The sequence below is a fragment of the Ornithinimicrobium avium genome (assembly GCF_003351765.1).
In the GTDB taxonomy this organism is placed as follows: domain Bacteria; phylum Actinomycetota; class Actinomycetes; order Actinomycetales; family Dermatophilaceae; genus Ornithinicoccus; species Ornithinicoccus avius.
In genome coordinates this window covers 1,711,621-1,726,093 of the sequence record NZ_CP031229.1, presented here as the reverse complement: position 1 = coordinate 1,726,093, position 14,473 = coordinate 1,711,621, and the positions used below count along the sequence as shown (strand labels likewise).

General features: G+C 72.4%; 14 protein-coding genes, 3 tRNA genes and 1 pseudogene. 8 read left to right on the top strand and 10 right to left on the bottom strand.

Features of this window, described 5'->3' with window-relative positions:
- Position 1 precedes the first annotated feature (1 nt).
- From DV701_RS07800 to DV701_RS07785, 4 genes and pseudogenes are all read right to left on the bottom strand, one after another.
- Positions 2-1,231: a TIGR02678 family protein gene (locus tag DV701_RS07800; RefSeq protein WP_114927807.1), complete on the bottom strand. Its 1,230-nt coding sequence runs from the start codon at positions 1,229-1,231 to the stop codon at positions 2-4.
- A complete protein-coding gene (locus tag DV701_RS19130) occupies positions 1,228-1,758 on the bottom strand; it encodes a DUF2397 family protein (protein ID WP_114927806.1) in 531 nt (176 codons plus the stop codon). Before DV701_RS19130 ends, DV701_RS07800 begins: the two co-directional genes overlap by 4 nt.
- Positions 1,719-2,777 (bottom strand): annotated as a pseudogene (locus DV701_RS19125) (DUF2397 domain-containing protein); the annotation flags it as partial. The gene DV701_RS19130 and the pseudogene DV701_RS19125, both read right to left, overlap by 40 nt.
- A 50-nt stretch (positions 2,778-2,827) precedes the next feature.
- Positions 2,828-3,640 carry an SGNH/GDSL hydrolase family protein gene (locus DV701_RS07785; protein ID WP_114927804.1) on the bottom strand — a complete coding sequence of 271 codons (813 nt, stop codon included), beginning with the start codon at positions 3,638-3,640 and terminating at the stop codon, positions 2,828-2,830.
- A gap of 63 nt (positions 3,641-3,703) precedes the next feature.
- Between DV701_RS07785 and DV701_RS07780 the strand changes: the two genes are divergently transcribed.
- Positions 3,704-3,785, top strand: a tRNA-Leu gene (locus DV701_RS07780).
- Here DV701_RS07780 and DV701_RS07775 read toward each other — a convergent pair.
- Together DV701_RS07775 and DV701_RS07770 are read right to left on the bottom strand one after the other, a co-directional pair.
- Entirely contained in the window at positions 3,737-4,390 is a 654-nt protein-coding gene (locus tag DV701_RS07775; RefSeq protein ID WP_162803124.1) for a response regulator, read from the bottom strand. The genes DV701_RS07780 and DV701_RS07775 overlap by 49 nt on opposite strands.
- A 68-nt stretch (positions 4,391-4,458) precedes the next feature.
- On the bottom strand, positions 4,459-5,577 hold the full coding sequence (locus tag DV701_RS07770; protein WP_114927803.1) for a sensor histidine kinase: 1,119 nt from the start codon (positions 5,575-5,577) through the stop codon (positions 4,459-4,461).
- A 150-nt stretch (positions 5,578-5,727) separates the two neighbouring features.
- Here DV701_RS07770 and DV701_RS07765 point away from each other — a divergent pair, with 150 nt between their 5' ends.
- A complete protein-coding gene (locus tag DV701_RS07765; RefSeq protein WP_114927802.1) occupies positions 5,728-6,444 on the top strand; it encodes a hypothetical protein in 717 nt (238 codons plus the stop codon).
- On the opposite strand, the gene bcp is transcribed toward DV701_RS07765, so the two are convergent.
- Positions 6,403-6,882, bottom strand: a complete 480-nt coding sequence (gene bcp, locus DV701_RS07760) for a thioredoxin-dependent thiol peroxidase (protein WP_114927801.1) — start codon at positions 6,880-6,882, stop codon at positions 6,403-6,405. The two genes, DV701_RS07765 and bcp, sit on opposite strands and share 42 nt — an antisense overlap.
- A 115-nt stretch (positions 6,883-6,997) precedes the next feature.
- Here bcp and DV701_RS07755 point away from each other — a divergent pair, with 115 nt between their 5' ends.
- Genes DV701_RS07755 through DV701_RS07745 form a run of 3 tightly spaced genes read left to right on the top strand, consistent with a single transcriptional unit; the run spans position 6,998 to position 9,164 of the window.
- The gene (locus DV701_RS07755) at positions 6,998-7,249 is read left to right on the top strand and encodes a DUF3618 domain-containing protein (RefSeq protein WP_162802905.1); all 252 of its coding nucleotides are present in this window, start codon (positions 6,998-7,000) and stop codon (positions 7,247-7,249) included.
- Positions 7,250-7,268: 19 nt separating this feature from the next.
- Positions 7,269-8,252, top strand: coding sequence for a magnesium/cobalt transporter CorA (gene corA / locus DV701_RS07750; RefSeq protein ID WP_114927799.1), 984 nt, complete (start codon positions 7,269-7,271; stop codon positions 8,250-8,252).
- A gap of 12 nt (positions 8,253-8,264) precedes the next feature.
- Positions 8,265-9,164, top strand: a complete 900-nt coding sequence (locus DV701_RS07745) for an alpha/beta fold hydrolase (protein ID WP_162802904.1) — start codon at positions 8,265-8,267, stop codon at positions 9,162-9,164.
- A gap of 13 nt (positions 9,165-9,177) precedes the next feature.
- Here the strand turns inward: DV701_RS07745 and DV701_RS07740 are convergent, their stop codons facing one another.
- The 3 genes from DV701_RS07740 to tdh all read right to left on the bottom strand — a co-directional run bounded on the left by DV701_RS07740 (position 9,178) and on the right by tdh (position 12,858).
- Positions 9,178-10,476, bottom strand: coding sequence for an MFS transporter (locus DV701_RS07740; RefSeq protein WP_114927797.1), 1,299 nt, complete (start codon positions 10,474-10,476; stop codon positions 9,178-9,180).
- A gap of 128 nt (positions 10,477-10,604) precedes the next feature.
- Positions 10,605-11,795, bottom strand: a complete 1,191-nt coding sequence (locus tag DV701_RS07735) for a glycine C-acetyltransferase (protein ID WP_114927796.1) — start codon at positions 11,793-11,795, stop codon at positions 10,605-10,607.
- A 10-nt stretch (positions 11,796-11,805) separates the two neighbouring features.
- Complete coding sequence (tdh, locus tag DV701_RS07730; protein ID WP_114927795.1) at positions 11,806-12,858, bottom strand: L-threonine 3-dehydrogenase; 1,053 nt, start codon at positions 12,856-12,858, stop codon at positions 11,806-11,808.
- A 100-nt stretch (positions 12,859-12,958) separates the two neighbouring features.
- On the opposite strand from tdh, the gene DV701_RS07725 reads away from it, so the two are divergent.
- The 3 genes from DV701_RS07725 (at position 12,959) to DV701_RS07715 (ending at position 14,339) form a co-directional block, all read left to right on the top strand.
- Positions 12,959-13,034 (top strand) — tRNA-Lys (locus DV701_RS07725).
- A gap of 61 nt (positions 13,035-13,095) precedes the next feature.
- Complete coding sequence (locus tag DV701_RS07720) at positions 13,096-14,184, top strand: YihY/virulence factor BrkB family protein (protein WP_228255277.1); 1,089 nt, start codon at positions 13,096-13,098, stop codon at positions 14,182-14,184.
- An 82-nt stretch (positions 14,185-14,266) separates the two neighbouring features.
- A tRNA-His gene (locus tag DV701_RS07715) sits at positions 14,267-14,339 on the top strand.
- Positions 14,340-14,473: the final 134 nt, after the last annotated feature.

Below are 14,473 nucleotides of genomic sequence, written 5' to 3'. Positions count from 1 at the left end.
CTCACTCCTCGTCGCCGGCGTCGCCGGTGTCGTCGAACAGGGACCGCTCCCCGGTGGTGCTCGCCTCGGCCAGCGTGACCTGCGGCGCGTAGCGGGTGGCGGCAGCGTGCACGAGCAGCTGCGCCCCGTCGCGACGGACCAGGCCGAAGCGCACGAGCACCTCCAGGGCGTCCCGTACCGCCCCGTCGGGGTCCTCGCGCTGGTCCCGCCGGAGCCGGTCGATCCAGGTCCGGTGCACCTCGAGCGACTGGTCGAGGGCAGTGGTGGAGGGTATGGCGCGCCAGGCACGGTCGTCCCCGCCGCCTCCGCTCGCGACGGTATCGGCGAGGCGCTCGAGGACCAGGAGCGCGAGCTGCCGGGTCTTGTCGGCCCCCGGGAAGGACTCGTCGGTGAAGCCGTCGTCCGGGTCCACGAGCACGGCGCCCTCGGCCCGCAGCTCCAGCTGGAGCCCGAAGCGGGAGTCGTACCAGTCGCGCTCGCGGTTGCGGTTGCGCCGCCACCACTCCGCGTGCTCCTCCGGCAGCTCCTCAAGAGTCAGCAGCGGCGACTCCAGGAGCCGGCGCCGGGTCTCGCGCCGGGCACCGCCGACCGCCGAGGGCAGCGCCGCCTGCTCGAGCACCTCGCCCGGGCTGCGCGCGGCGGACAGCGGTGCGCTGACCAGCTGGCCGAGCAGGTCGCGGCGGACGTCGAGCAGCGACTGGGTGCGCTGGTCGACCCAGTGCTCCAGGTCACCGTCCCGCTCGCGCAGCACGCCGTGACCGACGAGCACGAGCAGGGCCGCGTGCAGCGACCGGCGGTCGGCGACACCGTCGAGGTCGACCTCCATGCCGGCGTCGACGGCGGCCGAGCGCACCTGCTGGACCAGCTCGTCGACGAGCAGCTGGCTGCGCGCGCGGGTGAGCGCGGCGACGGTCAGGCACAGGAAGGCGTAGGCGCGGGGCGTGAACGGGGCGCCGCTGCGCCGGCGGAGCGGCCGGGTTGGGTCGGCGCCGAGCCCGGCCTTGTAGAGGCGGGCGGAGGTGGGGTCGACCTGCAGCCGGTAGCCCAGCCCCTCGGCGAACATCTTGGTCAGCTCGCCCTGGTGCCGCCGCACCAGGCGCAGGTCGTCGGCGTCCGGCCCGTGGGCCGTGAGCAGCGGACGCAGCATCAGCGCCCGGGCGGCGCGCTGCCGCTCGGCGAGGTCCTGCGGGTCGATGGCCGTCGCGTGGGTCGTGGTGGTGTCGTCGGTCATCCGGTCGCCTCCGTCGAGGAGGTATGGGGTCGCTCGAGCCGGACCTCCAGGCTGCGGCCCACGAGGGTCAGCCGGCCGGAGGGGCTGGCCACCACCGTCCGGGCCGCCGGGTCGGAGTGGACGACCAGCTGCGCCGCCGCGCCCGGGATGCCGGTGACCGGGGGACCGGTGCCGTCGGCGCCCACGGCGAGCGCGTCTGCATACAGGTCGAGCAGGACCTCCCGCGCGGCGTCGCTGACGCGCACGCGCTCCATCCGGCCGGGGTGGGCGAGGATCTCGGCGACCGCGGCGGCGCGGGCCCGCTCGGCCGCCGCCCGCTCGGCCAGGCGCGCCGACTTGGCGGCGGCGAAGTCCTCGCGCTGGGCGCTGCGGCCGCTCACCGTGCGCTTGCCCTGCGTGCGCAGCATCACCGGGACCTCCGCGCGCGGCGCCCGCCACCACGACGTGGTCGGGGCAGGGCGCGCTCGGGGTCGTCGGCGACGAACCCGAGGTGGCGTGCTCCATACAGCCCGAAGACCCCGGCCCACAGCGCGTGGGCGGTGTCGTCGTCGGCGGTGTCGAACCAGGAGGCGAGCCGGACCAGGTCGGCGTACCGGCCGTGCTCCCGGTCGGCCGAGGAGGCGATGCGACGCAGGTTGGTCAGCAGCGAGCGCATCGCGGCGGTGGCGAGGTGGCGGACGCCGTCGGCGTCGCTGGCTCGCGTCCCGTCGCCTGCGAACCAGGCGCGCAGGCTGTGCCAGTCCTCGACCTGGAGGCCGGCCGACCGGCGCGCGGCGCGCCCGTGCAGGTCGAGCAGTCGCTCGCCGGCACCGGCGCGGGCGACGAGCGCGGGGACGGCCGGCTGGATCCGCCGCACCACCTCGGCCAGCTGCGGCATGTGCCGGGAGACCTCGTCGACGAAGCGCTGGAGGTAGTCGATGAGCGCGGTCTTGAAGAGCTGGAACTCGGCCCGGTCCAGGTCGAAGCGGGAGAGCACCTGGGTGAGGTAGGTGTAGAACTCCCGCGTGCTGCGCACCAGCTCGTCGAACTGGGCGAAGATTGTGGTGATGTCGCGGGCCAGCGCGTCGGGGTCGACCTGCCCGAGCTGGCGCGGGTCGAGTTCGACGAGGGCGGTGAGCCCCGCCAGGATGCCGCCGAGCAGCTGGCTGGAGACCTCCCGCGCCGACTCGGTGTGGCCGAGCAGCTCCTCGACCTGGCGGTGGACCAGCTCGCCGCGCTGGGTCAGCTGGTAGCGGGCCCGGTTGCGCAGGTAGTCGGCCAGCGTGCGCGCCTCGGCCTCGCGCGGGCTGCGGGCCAGGTTGCCGTGCTCGACGAGGTAGCTGAGCCGGTCGTCGACGGTGTCGAGGTCGAGCTCGATCCCCTGCTCGGCCAGGCTGGCCTGCACCTCGGCAGCGCCCTGGTCGGACATGAGCCCGGACAGGCCGCCGGTGAAGATCCGCATGATCGCGACGTACTGGACCGCCTCGTCGTTGACGGCATAGCGCAGCGCCTCGAGCCGGTGGCGGTCGACCGGCGTCGAGCGTGCTGCGGGCCCGTGCTGCGTCACGGGCTCTAGCGTAGGCAGTACCCCCGACAGACCTGCCGAGGGTGCCGCCGTCAGCGTCGCAGGCTGTTGGGGTTGATCTGCGAGCGCAGCGCCACGCCGTACTCGTGCTGGCCGTCGACGTTCGGGTGGAAGGGCGCCGGGTCCAGGACGCCGAAGAGGTAGGCGTCGGGCGAGTTCACGCCGTGACCCTTGAACCGCCTCGTGACGTCGACGAACTGGAAGCCGTGCGCCTCCGCCGTGGTGCGGATCGTCGCGTTGAGCAGGTCGGCGGCGTCGTTCATCATCTGCTGCTCGGCGACGGACGCCTCGAGCGAGGAGTCCGGGCTGAGCGGCACCGTGTAGGCGCCGTACTCCGGGGAGAAGAGGCGGGGGTAGCCGGTGACGACCACGTGTGCGTCCGGTGCTGCCGCGCGCACCTGCGTGTAGGCCGCTTCCAGCAGGGCGGGCAGCCCGGCCGTGATCCCCTGCTCCACCTGTGCGACGGCAGCGGCGCACACCGGGTCCGGCCGCGCCAGGCAGGCGAGGACCACCTGTCCCCATTCGATGTCGTTGCCGCCGACCGTGATCGTCACCACGTCGGTGTCCTCGTCCAGCGTGCCGAGCTGCCCCGTCAGCATGGTCTGGACCGTGGCGCCCGAGACGGCGACGAAGTCGTCCAGGGCGATCTTCATCCTGCCGTCGAGCACGTTGGGGTAGGCCTGGCTCGGGTCGACGCCCGTGCCGGCCGCGAAGGAGTCGCCCAGCGCGTCGTAGTCGTAGGTCTTCGGTGCGGCGTTACCCGGAAGGACGCTCCCGACAGAGAGCGCGAACGTAGAGAGCGCGACGGCGGTGAGCCGGATCCTGCCTGCAACACGTGAGTCCATGCCTGGACGTTAGTGCAGGTCATGGCGGGTGTCTATAGCCCGGCAGCTAGTCTTGACCCTCGCGCGCCCGTGGTGGAACTGGTAGACACGCAGGATTTAGGTTCCTGTGCCTCGCGGTGTGCGGGTTCGAGTCCCGCCGGGCGCACCGTCCTCCCGTCCCGGCCGGACGAGACCCGTCTCGTAGGCCAGGACCACCGCCTGCACCCTCGAGGTGAGGCCCAACTTGCCCAGGATCCGGTTGACGTGGGTCTTGACGGTCGCGGGCGAGACGACCAGCGCGTCCTGGATCTGCGCGTTCGACAGCCCGCCGGCCATCAGCCGCAGGACGTCCAGCTCGCGGGGGGTGAGCCCGAGCAGCTCCGCTGGAGTGCCCTCGTGCGGGGGCGGGCCGAGCACGTGCTCCTCGATCAGCCGGCGGGTCAGCGACGGGGCCAGGAGCGACTCGCCGGCGGCGACGGTGGCGATGCCATCGACGAGCCGGTCCGGCGGGGTGGTCTTCAGCAGGAAGCCGGCCGCTCCCGCCCGCAGAGCGCCGTAGACGTAGGAGTCCAGGTCGAAGGTGGTCAGCACCAGCACCCGGGTGGGGCAGCCCAGCCGCGTCAGCTCTGCGGTCGCGGCCACGCCGTCCAGCACCGGCATGCGGATGTCCATCAGGCACACGTCGGGTCCCGTCCTGCGGACCACCTCCACCGCCTGCCGCCCGTCCGCGGCGGTCCCGACCACCTCCACGCCGCGCCCGGTGAGGACCATCTCGAGCCCGGACCGGACGAGGTCCTGGTCGTCGGCGACGACGACCCGCCGCGGGGCGAGCCCGTCGGTCACGGCCCGACCGGGAGGCGGACGTCGAGCTCGAACCGGCCGCCGCGGGTCCCGTGCTCCAGCGTCCCGCCGAGCAGATGCACCCGCTCGGCGAGCCCGAGCAGCCCCAGGCCCGCGCCGACGCTCTCGGGGTCGGTCGTGCCCGCCGCGTTGCTCGTCCGGATGTCGAGGCGGTCGCGCAGCGTCGTGACCGACACCGACGCGCGGTGGTCGGCCGCATAGCGCAGCGCGTTGGTCAGCCCCTCCTGCACGACCCGGTATGCCGACACGTCCGTCCCCGCGGGCAGCGCCGGGAGCTCGGTCGGCAGGTTCAGGTCGACGTCCAGGCCCTCGGCCCGGAAGGCCTCGACGAGCGCGGGAACCTGTGCCAGGCCGGGCACCGGGCCGAGCCCCAGCTCGTCGTCGGGGTCGCGCAGGAGATGGAGCAGCCGACCGGTGTCGGACAGCGCGCGCCGACCGGTGTCCGACACGCCGGCGAGCACCGAGCGGGCCCGCAGGGGGTCGCTGGCGAGCAGCTCGCGGGCCGCGTCGGTCTGCACGACCATGGCGCTGATCGAGTGCGCCACGACGTCGTGCAGCTCGCGGGCGACCCGTTGCCGCTCGGCGTGCACGGCCGCCCGGCGCACCGCCTCCTGCGCGTCCCGCAGCTCCTCGGCCTGGTCGGCCAGGCGCCGGGTGACGCGGCCGAAGACGTAGGGCGGCAGGATCAGCGTCCCGAGGAAGATCACGTCGCCCACCCCGTGCACGCGCTCGTCGACGAGCAGGTAGTCCACCGCGAAGGCGGCCGCGATCACGGCCACGCCCCACAGGCCGCGGTAGGAGCGCACCCAGCGGCCGAGGGTGTAGCCGCAGACCGCGCAGAACAGGATCGGGGCGGCCGCCTCGTCCAGCTGCGGACCGATCCAGGGCATCTGGAGCAGCACGAGCGCGGCGAGGGTGGCCGTCAACAGACCGGCGGCGCGACGCCATACCAGGATGAGGGCGGCGACCACCTCGAGGGCGGCGGCCGCGGCCCAGCCGGAGGGCCGCAGGGCGACCAGCTCCGCCACGCCGATCGTGGCCAGCCCGGCGGGGAGCAGGACGTCCCACGGGCGCAAGGACCGCACGCTGAGGTGCACGCCTCCGAGCGTACGAGCATCCGGGGCCGGACGCCTCAACCCAGGGGTTGAGAGCGGTCCGACCCGCAGGGCGACGACCGCGCCCGGGCGCGTCCCTAGCGTCGGGAGAGCACGGCCCGGTCCACGGGCCCCCACGACCCGGAGGTCGCCATGGCACGCACGTTCCTGTCCACCGAGCAGTCCCAGCAGGCCGTCGGTCGGTTCGCCTGGGCAGCCGCCTGGGCGGGCCTGGTCCTCGGCCAGCTGCACGCCCTCGCCCGCCACAACACCGTCGACGGCCAGGGCGACCTGCAGCAGCCGCTGACCAGGTGGTGGTCCGACCCGGCCAGGCGGGTCCTGCGGCCGCTGCTCGACTGGGCCGACCCCGACACCGTCTACCTGACCTACGGCAAGGTGTGGCTCCCGGTCTTCCTGGCCTTCACCCTGTGCGCGGTCGTCGTCTACCGGAGGCGCCGGCCCACGGGGTGGGAACGGCTGGCATGGCGCGTGCTGCTCGGCGGCTACGCGCTGGCGTGCGTGGCCGTCCTCATCGACTACTGGACCCAGTGGACCGGCTACAACCGGTTCGCCCAGGCGTCCTTCTTCGTGCTGACCGTCCCCAGTCTCGCGCTCGTCCTCCTGGGCGGGACCGTGCTCGGCAGCACGCTGCTGGTGCGGCGCTACCGTCCGCTGCTGCCTGCGCTGCTGCTGGCTCTGCAGGTCCCGCTGGCGCTCGGCATCCTGTCGTTCACCTCGATGGGCAGCGCGGCGCTGCCGACGATGTTCGCCTTCGCGGTGCTCGGGCGGCGCGTGGCACTGGCGCTGCCGGTCGACGGTCGTCGTCGGTCAGGCAGCAGGCAGCCCGACCCCCAGCTGCTTGGCCAGTGAGGCCACGTGGCCCTTGGCCCGCACGTTGTACCTCGCCAGCTCGACCACGCCCCGCTCGTCGAGGACGAACGTCGAGCGGATCACCCCGGTGACGGTCTTGCCGTACAGCTTCTTCTCCCCGAAGGCGCCGTACGCGGTGAGCACCTCCTTGGACTCGTCGGAGACGAGCGGGAAGGTCAGACCCTCCTTCTCGATGAACTTCGCCAGCTTCTCCGGCGAGTCGGGGGAGATCCCGACCACGGCATACCCCGCCCGTTGGAGGACGGCGAGGTTGTCGCGGAAGTCGCACGCCTGGGTGGTGCAGCCGGGCGTCATTGCCGCCGGGTAGACGTAGAGGATGACCTTCTGCCCGGCGAGGTCGGACAGGCTCAGCTCCTTGCCGTCAGCGGTGGGCAGCGTCCAGGCGGGGGCGGGCTGACCGGGCTCGAGGCGGGACATGCGGGTGACCTCCAGGGTTCGGGGACGGACGTTCTGCGTTATCGTCTCAGCAGTACCGCCGACCATCTACCCGAGGGGCACGACGCACATGGCAGGAAAGCAGCCCGCCCGTTCCGTGACCGAGATCGAGGCCGACCTCACAGCCACCCGCAACCGGATGTCTCGCACGGTCGACGAGCTCGCCTACAGGGTCAGCCCCGACACTCTCAAGGCCAACGCGATCGCCTCGCTCAAGGGCAAGGCCAACGACGCCGCCTTCGACGCCGACGGCAACCCCCGCCTGGACCGCCTCGCGGTCGTGCTCGGCGGCGTCGCCGGCACCGCGATCCTGCTGGGTCTGCTGCGCCGGGCCTTCCACCGGGGTTGAGACACCGCGCGGGTATGGGGTGATCGTCGACCAGGCGGTCTACCGCGACGGACAGCGTCAGGACTGCGGCGACCTCAGCGAGGCGCTCGCCGCCCTGCGCGCCGACGGAGCCCCGGACAGCGACTTCGTCTGGGTCGGGCTCAAGGACCCCACCGCCGAGGAGTTCTCCTTCGTCGCCGCCGAGCTCGACCTCCACCCGCTGGCGGTCGAGGACATCCTCTCGGGCAACCAGCGCGCCAAGGTCGAGGTCTACGACAAGACGATCTTCGCCGTGGTCAAGACGCTGCGCTACGACGACTCGACCTCCGACATCGAGACCGGTGAGCTGATGGCGGTCATCGGCGAGCACTTCGCCGTCACCCTGCGCCACGGCGACGTCGCGCCCCTGCACAACGTGCGCAAACGCCTGGAGCGGCACGAGCAGGAGCTGCTGCGAGAGGGGCCGCTGTCGGTGCTGCACGGTCTGGTCGACAAGGTCGTGGACACCTACCAGAACGTCGACGAGGAGGTCGGCAAGGACCTCCAGGACATCGAGCGCGAGGTCTTCGGCGGCAGCAACCGCGCGCACTCCACCACGATCTACCGGCTCAAGCGGGAGGTCCTGGAGTTCCGCCGTGCCGCCCTGCCGCTGCAGATGCCGCTGCGCCAGCTCACCGAGAAGGAGGGTTTCGTGCACTCCAACGAGCTGCGCCTGCAGTTCCGCGACGTGTCCGACCACCTGTCCTCGGTGCTGGCGGACATCGAGTCCTACGACGCGCTGCTCACCGACGCCCTGGCCACCCACCTCTCCCAGATCGGCGTCCAGCAGAACTCCGACATGCGCAAGATCTCGGCCTGGGCGGCGATGATCACCATCCCCACCCTGATCGCGGGCATCTACGGGATGAACTTCGACCACATGCCCGAGCTGCACTGGATCGTCGGCTATCCCCTCGCGGTCTCGGTGATGGCCCTCGTGGTGCTGGTGCTCTGGCGCTCCTTCAAGCGCTCCGGCTGGCTCTGAGACACTCGGGTGGTGAGCACCACCACCCCGACCCCGACCCGCACCACCGCGACCGGCCTGGCCTACCGGGTCCAGGGGGCGCCGGACGGCGTCCCCGTGGTCGCCCTCCACGGCACCCCCGGCTCCCGCTTCAGCGGCACCCCCGGCAGGGACGTGCTGCACGCGCTCGGCCTGCGGGTGGTCAGCTACGACCGTCCCGGGTATGGCGAGTCGCCCGGCTCCGAGGCCCGTCCCGTCCGTGATCTGGCCGCCGACGTCGTGGCCGTGCTGGATGCGGCGGGGATCGAGGGTCCGGTGGGTGTCTTCGCCGGCTCCGGCGGCACCGGCGCGGCGCTCGCCCTGGCTGCCCTGCACCCGGAGCGGGTCGCGGCGCTGACCCTGGTCTGGCCGCTGGCGCCGCGCGGCGCCGATGAGGGCAGTCCCGGCATGGGTGAGCGGGAGTGGCTGCGCGACATGGACGAGCAGCAGCGGATGCTGCACGCGCTGGCGCTGCAGGACCCGGTCTTCCTGCGCGACCAGCTCGAGGTCGGGCTCGGTCAGCACGCCGGGGCGGAGGGCATCGTGACCGACATGGTCCAGGTGCAGGAGCCGTGGGGGCTGGACCCCGCCGACGTGCGCTGCCCCGTGGACCTGTGGTGGGGCGTGGACTCGCAGGTCAGCCCTGCCGGGCATGCCACCTGGCTGGCTGACCGGCTCACGGGCGCCACGGTGACGCGCCACGAGCAGCACGAGCACCGGTGGCACGTGCGCCGGCTCGTGGACGTCTTCGTCCGGCTCGGCGAGCAGGTCGGTGCCCGGCCCCGCTCCGCGGAGGAGCTGGCCGCCGTCACCGCCGGGGCGATGGACACCGACGGTTGTGGCGGCGGGAGCCTGGGCGGCTGCGCCTGCGGCGCCGGCGGCTGCGGCAGCTGACGGGAGAGGCGGGTCAGCCGACCGGCTCGAGGGCCTCCGACTCCGGCAGCTGCTCGCCCGGCTCCGGGGCGAGCGGGTGCCCACGGGCGGCTGCTGCCGCCCTCCGCAGGGTGCGAGCCCCGGAGAGAGCGAGGGTGAGCGCGAGCGCGGTCGCGGCGATCGTGACCGCGAACGCCGGCCGGTGACCGCCGACGTCGGCGAGCTGACCCGCGACGGCGGCGCCCACGGCATACCCGGCACCGGTGGCGGCGGCGAGCAGCGTCATCGCGGCGCCCACGCGGCGCAGCGGGGTGATCCGCTCGGCGAGCGCGAAGGTGGTGATCATCGTCGGCGCGACCGCCAGGCCCAGGCCGAGGAGGGCCAGGGTGAGGCCGGTGAGCGAGTCGACGAGCAGCAGCGGCAGGGCCAGGAGCAGCAGCGCGGCGGTGAACAGCCGCAGGCGACGCTCGTGGGTGAAGGTCTCGGGCACGGCCACGACCGCGAGGCCGGCCAGCACGCTGCCGACGCCGAGAAGGGCGTGCAGCAGGCCGGTCATCCCGGGGACGCCTGCCTGGGTGGCCAGCACCGAGGTGCCGGTCTGGACCGAGCCGAAGACCATGCCGACGGAGAGCTGGGTGGCGGCGAGGATGACCAGGGCCGGCGTGAGCAGCCGTGCGACCGCGCCCGTGCCGGCGGGGGCGGGTCCGACGAGCGCGCCGGTCGGGTGCAGGGCGAACCAGGTGCCGAACGATCCGAGGAGCAGGGCGGCGACGACGAGGGAGGCGACCGGGTCCGCGACCGCGGCGATGACGCCGACGAGCGCCGGGCCCAGGACGAAGGAGGCCTCGTCCGCGGCGCCCTCGTAGGAGAACGCGGCGTCGATCATCCGCGGGTCCTCGTCGCTGCGGCGCCGACTGATCGGGCGCCAGCGCACGCGGGCCATGGTGCCGACCTGCGGGACGAAAGCGCCGCCCAGAGCGGCGACCAGGGGAAGTGGCCACCAGGGCTGGCCGGGGTCGTGCAGCACGGTCAGGGCGGCGAGGGCGGCCAGGCCGACGGTGCCGACGACGCTCTGCACGAGCAGGACGGGGCGCTGGCCGAGCCGGTCGCTCAGCGCCCCCGCGACCGGGGCGAAGATCGCGTTGGCCACGGCCAGCGCACCGGCGGTCGCGCCGCCGGCGGCGTAGGAGCCGGTCGCGGCCGTGACGGCCAGGAGCGAGGCGATCTGGGACATCGCCAGCGGGATGCGGCCGACGAAGGCCACGAGGACGTAGAGGGGACCGGTCAGGGCGAACAGGCGCCGGTAGGACTGGACGGGCGACAGGGCGGGCACACCTTTCGTGCGGTGCGCGCCGTCCCAGCCACCCGGCGCGCGAAACCCTTGATCGGCACGTCAACTATACCGCACGGCCGCGGGTCTCCCGACCGTCCTGGCGGGGGCAAGAGCAGCGCGGACGGAGGTCAGCCGACCTCGTCCCGTGCGGCCCTGAACGCCTCGACGCAGGCGCGCACGTCGTCCTCGGAGTGGGCGGCCGAGAGCTGCACCCGGATGCGGGCCTGGCCCTTGGGGACGACCGGGAAGGAGAAGGCGATCACGTAGACGCCGCGCCCGAGCATCGCGTCGGCGACCTGCGAGGCCTTGCGGGCGCCGTCCTCGCCGGGGAACATCACGGGGACGATCGGGTGCTCGCCCGGCAGCAGCTCGAAGCCGGCCTCGGACATCAGGGAGCGGAAGAGCTCGGCGTTGCGGCGCAGCACCCGGCGCGGCTCGTCGGAGTCGCGGGCCAGCTCGAGCGCCTTGGCCGAACCGGCGACCACCGCCGGGGCGACCGCGTTGGAGAACAGGTAGGGCCGGCCGCGCTGCTTGAGCAGGTCCACGACCTCCTGCGGGCCCGCGACGAAGCCGCCCGAGCCGCCGCCGAGCGCCTTGCCCAGCGTGCCGGTCAGGATGTCGACGCGGTCCAGGACCCCGCACGCCTCGTGCGAGCCGCGGCCGTGCTCGCCGACGAAGCCGGTCGCGTGCGAGTCGTCGACCACGACCATCGCGCCGAACTCCTCGGCGAGGTCGCAGATCTGCTCCAGCGGCGCCAGGTAGCCGTCCATCGAGAACGCGCCGTCGGTGACGATCATCACCCGGCGGGCGTCCCCCTCCCGGGCGGCCTCCAGCTGGGAGCGCAGGTCGTCCATGTCGCGGTTGTGGTAGCGGAAGCGCCGGGCCTTGGACAGCCGGACGCCGTCGATGATCGAGGCGTGGTTGAGCTCGTCGGAGATCACCGCGTCCTCGGCGCCGAGCAGCACCTCGAAGATCGCGCCGTTGGCGTCGAAGCAGGAGGGGAAGAGGATGGCGTCCTGCGTCCCGACGAAGTCGGCGATCGCCCGCTCCAGGTCGCGGTGCTGGGTCTGCGTGCCGCAGATGAAGCGGACCGAGGCCATCCCGAAGCCCCACTCGTCCAGGGCCTCCCGCGCGGCGTCGACGACCTGCGGATGGTTGGCCAGGCCCAGGTAGTTGTTGGCGCAGAAGTTGAGGGCGTCCCCCTGGGTGGTGCCGATGTGCGCGGACTGCGGCGTGGTGATCAGCCGCTCGTTCTTGGTCAGCCCGTCGGCCTCGATCTGGTCGAGCTCGGCACGCAGCTGGTCCTTGACTCCATACATGTTGGTCTCCTCAGCTCCAGTCCATGATGACCTTGCCGACCTGGCCGGAGCGGGCCGCGTCGAAGGCCTCCTGCCACTGCTCGGCAGGGTAGCGGTGGGTGATGACCGACCGGACCCGGTCGCGCAGCAGCTCGGAGGTCTGCAGCATCGCGGTCATCTTGTACCAGGTCTCGTACATCTCCCGGCCGTAGATGCCCTTGAGCGTGATCATGTGCGTGATCACCTTGCCCCAGTCGATCGCGAACGGCTCCGCCGGGAGCCCGAGCATCGCCACCTTCGCGCCGTGCGTGCAGTTGTCGATCAGCTCGGGCATCGCGCGCGGGCTGCCCGACATCTCCAGCACCACGTCGAAGCCCTCGGTCATCCCGAGCCGCTCCTGCGCCTGGCGGATCCGCTCGCGCCCCACGTTGACGACCACGTCGGCGCCGGACGCCACCGCCTGCTCCAGCCGTGCGTCGGACAGGTCGGTGACCACGACGTGCCGCGCCCCCGCGTGCCGGACCACGGCGGTGGCCATGAGCCCGATCGGGCCGGCCCCGGTGATGAGCACGTCCTCACCCTCCAGCGGGAAGGACAGGGCCGTGTGCACGGCGTTGCCCAGCGGGTCGAAGACCGCGCCCAGGTCTGGGTCGATGAGGTCGGGCTGGACCCACACGTTGCTGTGCGGCACCACCACGTGGTCGGCGAAGCAGCCGTCCCGGTTGACGCCCAGGTTGGAGGTGTTGACGCACATGTGCCGGCGCCCCGCCCGACAGTTGCGGCAGTGGCCGCACACCACGTGGCCCTCGACCGAGACCCGGTCGCCGACGTGCAGCCCGTAGCGCTCGTCGGTGGGGACGCCCTCGCCGAGCGCGACGATCTCGCCGTAGAACTCGTGCCCCACCACCAGCGGTGGCTTCAGCATCGAGGCGGCCCAGTCGTCCCAGGCCTCGATGTGCAGGTCGGTGCCGCACAGCCCGGCCCGCAGCACCCGGATCTTGACCTCTCCGAGTCCTGGTTCGGGCTCGGGGACGTCGGTCAGCTCCAGTCCTGGCCCGGGAGCGGGCTTCACCAGTGCGCGCATGCTCCCCATCCTCGCGTATGCGGCGTCCTCCCCGCGCGGCGACCCTCGCCGTCGAGGATTTGGATGCCGGGCGCGAGGCAGGTTAGAGTTGTCCGCTGTCGCGCCTATAGCTCAATTGGCAGAGCAGCTGGCTCTTAACCAGCGGGTTCGGGGTTCGAGTCCCTGTGGGCGCACCATCAGCAAGGGGCAGGTCGAGCAGACCTGCCCCTTGCTGCATACCCATGATTGACTGGCCGCGTGAGTGAGACCGTGCACCCCCAGACCGTCGAGCGTGGACCCGACAGCCCCACCGACCTTCCGGCGAGGCACTGGAAGTCGGTGCTCAAGCGCACCGTGTCGGAGTTCGGCAGGGACGGCGGGCCCGACCTGGGTGCCGCGCTCACCTACTTCTCGATCATGTCGCTGGCCCCGATGCTGCTGGCACTGTCGACCTCGCTGGCCTTCCTGGGGCAGGGCGGGGCGACGAAGCAGGCGGTCGGCGACCTCGGGCGGGACCTCGGCCTGGAGGAGAGCACGATCGAGACGATCACCGGCTACCTCGACAGCATGGCCGAGTCCGGCGGCGCGGGCATCCTGCTGGTCGTCGGCCTGCTCGGCGCGTTCTGGTCCGCGTCCAACTACGTCAACGCCTTCAGCCGGATGATGAACAAGGTCTACAACATCGAGGAGGGGCGGCCGATCTGGAAGCTGCGCCCCTGGCTGCTCGCGCTGACCCTGCTGGTCGTCATCGGGCTCATGGTGATCATCCTGTCCGTCACCCTCTCCGGCAGACTGTCCGAGCTGATCTTCGGGTTCGTCGGGCTCTCCGGGGTGGCCACCGCCGTCTGGAACTGGGCCAAGTGGCCGTTCATCCTGCTCGTGCTCATGGGCATCGTGGCGCTGCTCTACTGGGGCACGCCCAACGTGCGGCAGCCGAAGTTCCGCTGGCTCAGCCCCGGCTCGGCCCTCGCGGTGATCGTCTCGATCGTCGCCGCGGGCGGGTTCTTCATCTACCTCACCGGCTTCGGCGGGGAGGACAGCTACAACGCCACCTACGGCGCCATCGGTGGTGTGATCATCCTGCTGCTGATGATCTTCATCATCAACAACGTCCTGGTCCTCGGTGCCGAGCTGGACGCCGAGCTGGAGCGTGGGCGCGAGCTCGCCGCCGGCCTTCCGGCCGAGAAGGAGATCCAGCTCCCGCCGCGCGACGTCAAGGGCACGAAGAGGAAGGCCGCCAAGGAGGCAGAGGTGGTGCGACAGGCGCGCCAGCTGCGGATGGAGGCCGCGACGCAGCGGTCCGAGGCCGGTAAGAACGGCGGTCCGAAGGACCGGGGAGGCGACTGATCCGGACGATTCTGCGGTCCGGCACCTCTCGGGTACGATGGTCCGCGTTGTCCACGCGCCCTCGGGCGTGCAGGTCGGCATGGTGGGTGTAGCTCAGCAGGTAGAGCGCCGCGTTGTGGTCGCGGATGTCGCGGGTTCAAGTCCCGTCACTCACCCGTAGAGGAATGACGTGATTCACGTCACAGCAGGTCAGGCCCCCGATTCCGCGCAACGGTGCGGAATCCGGGGCCTTGGCTTGTTGAGCAGATGTGGGCAGACGTAGGCTCGTTCGGGCACCCGATTTGTCACA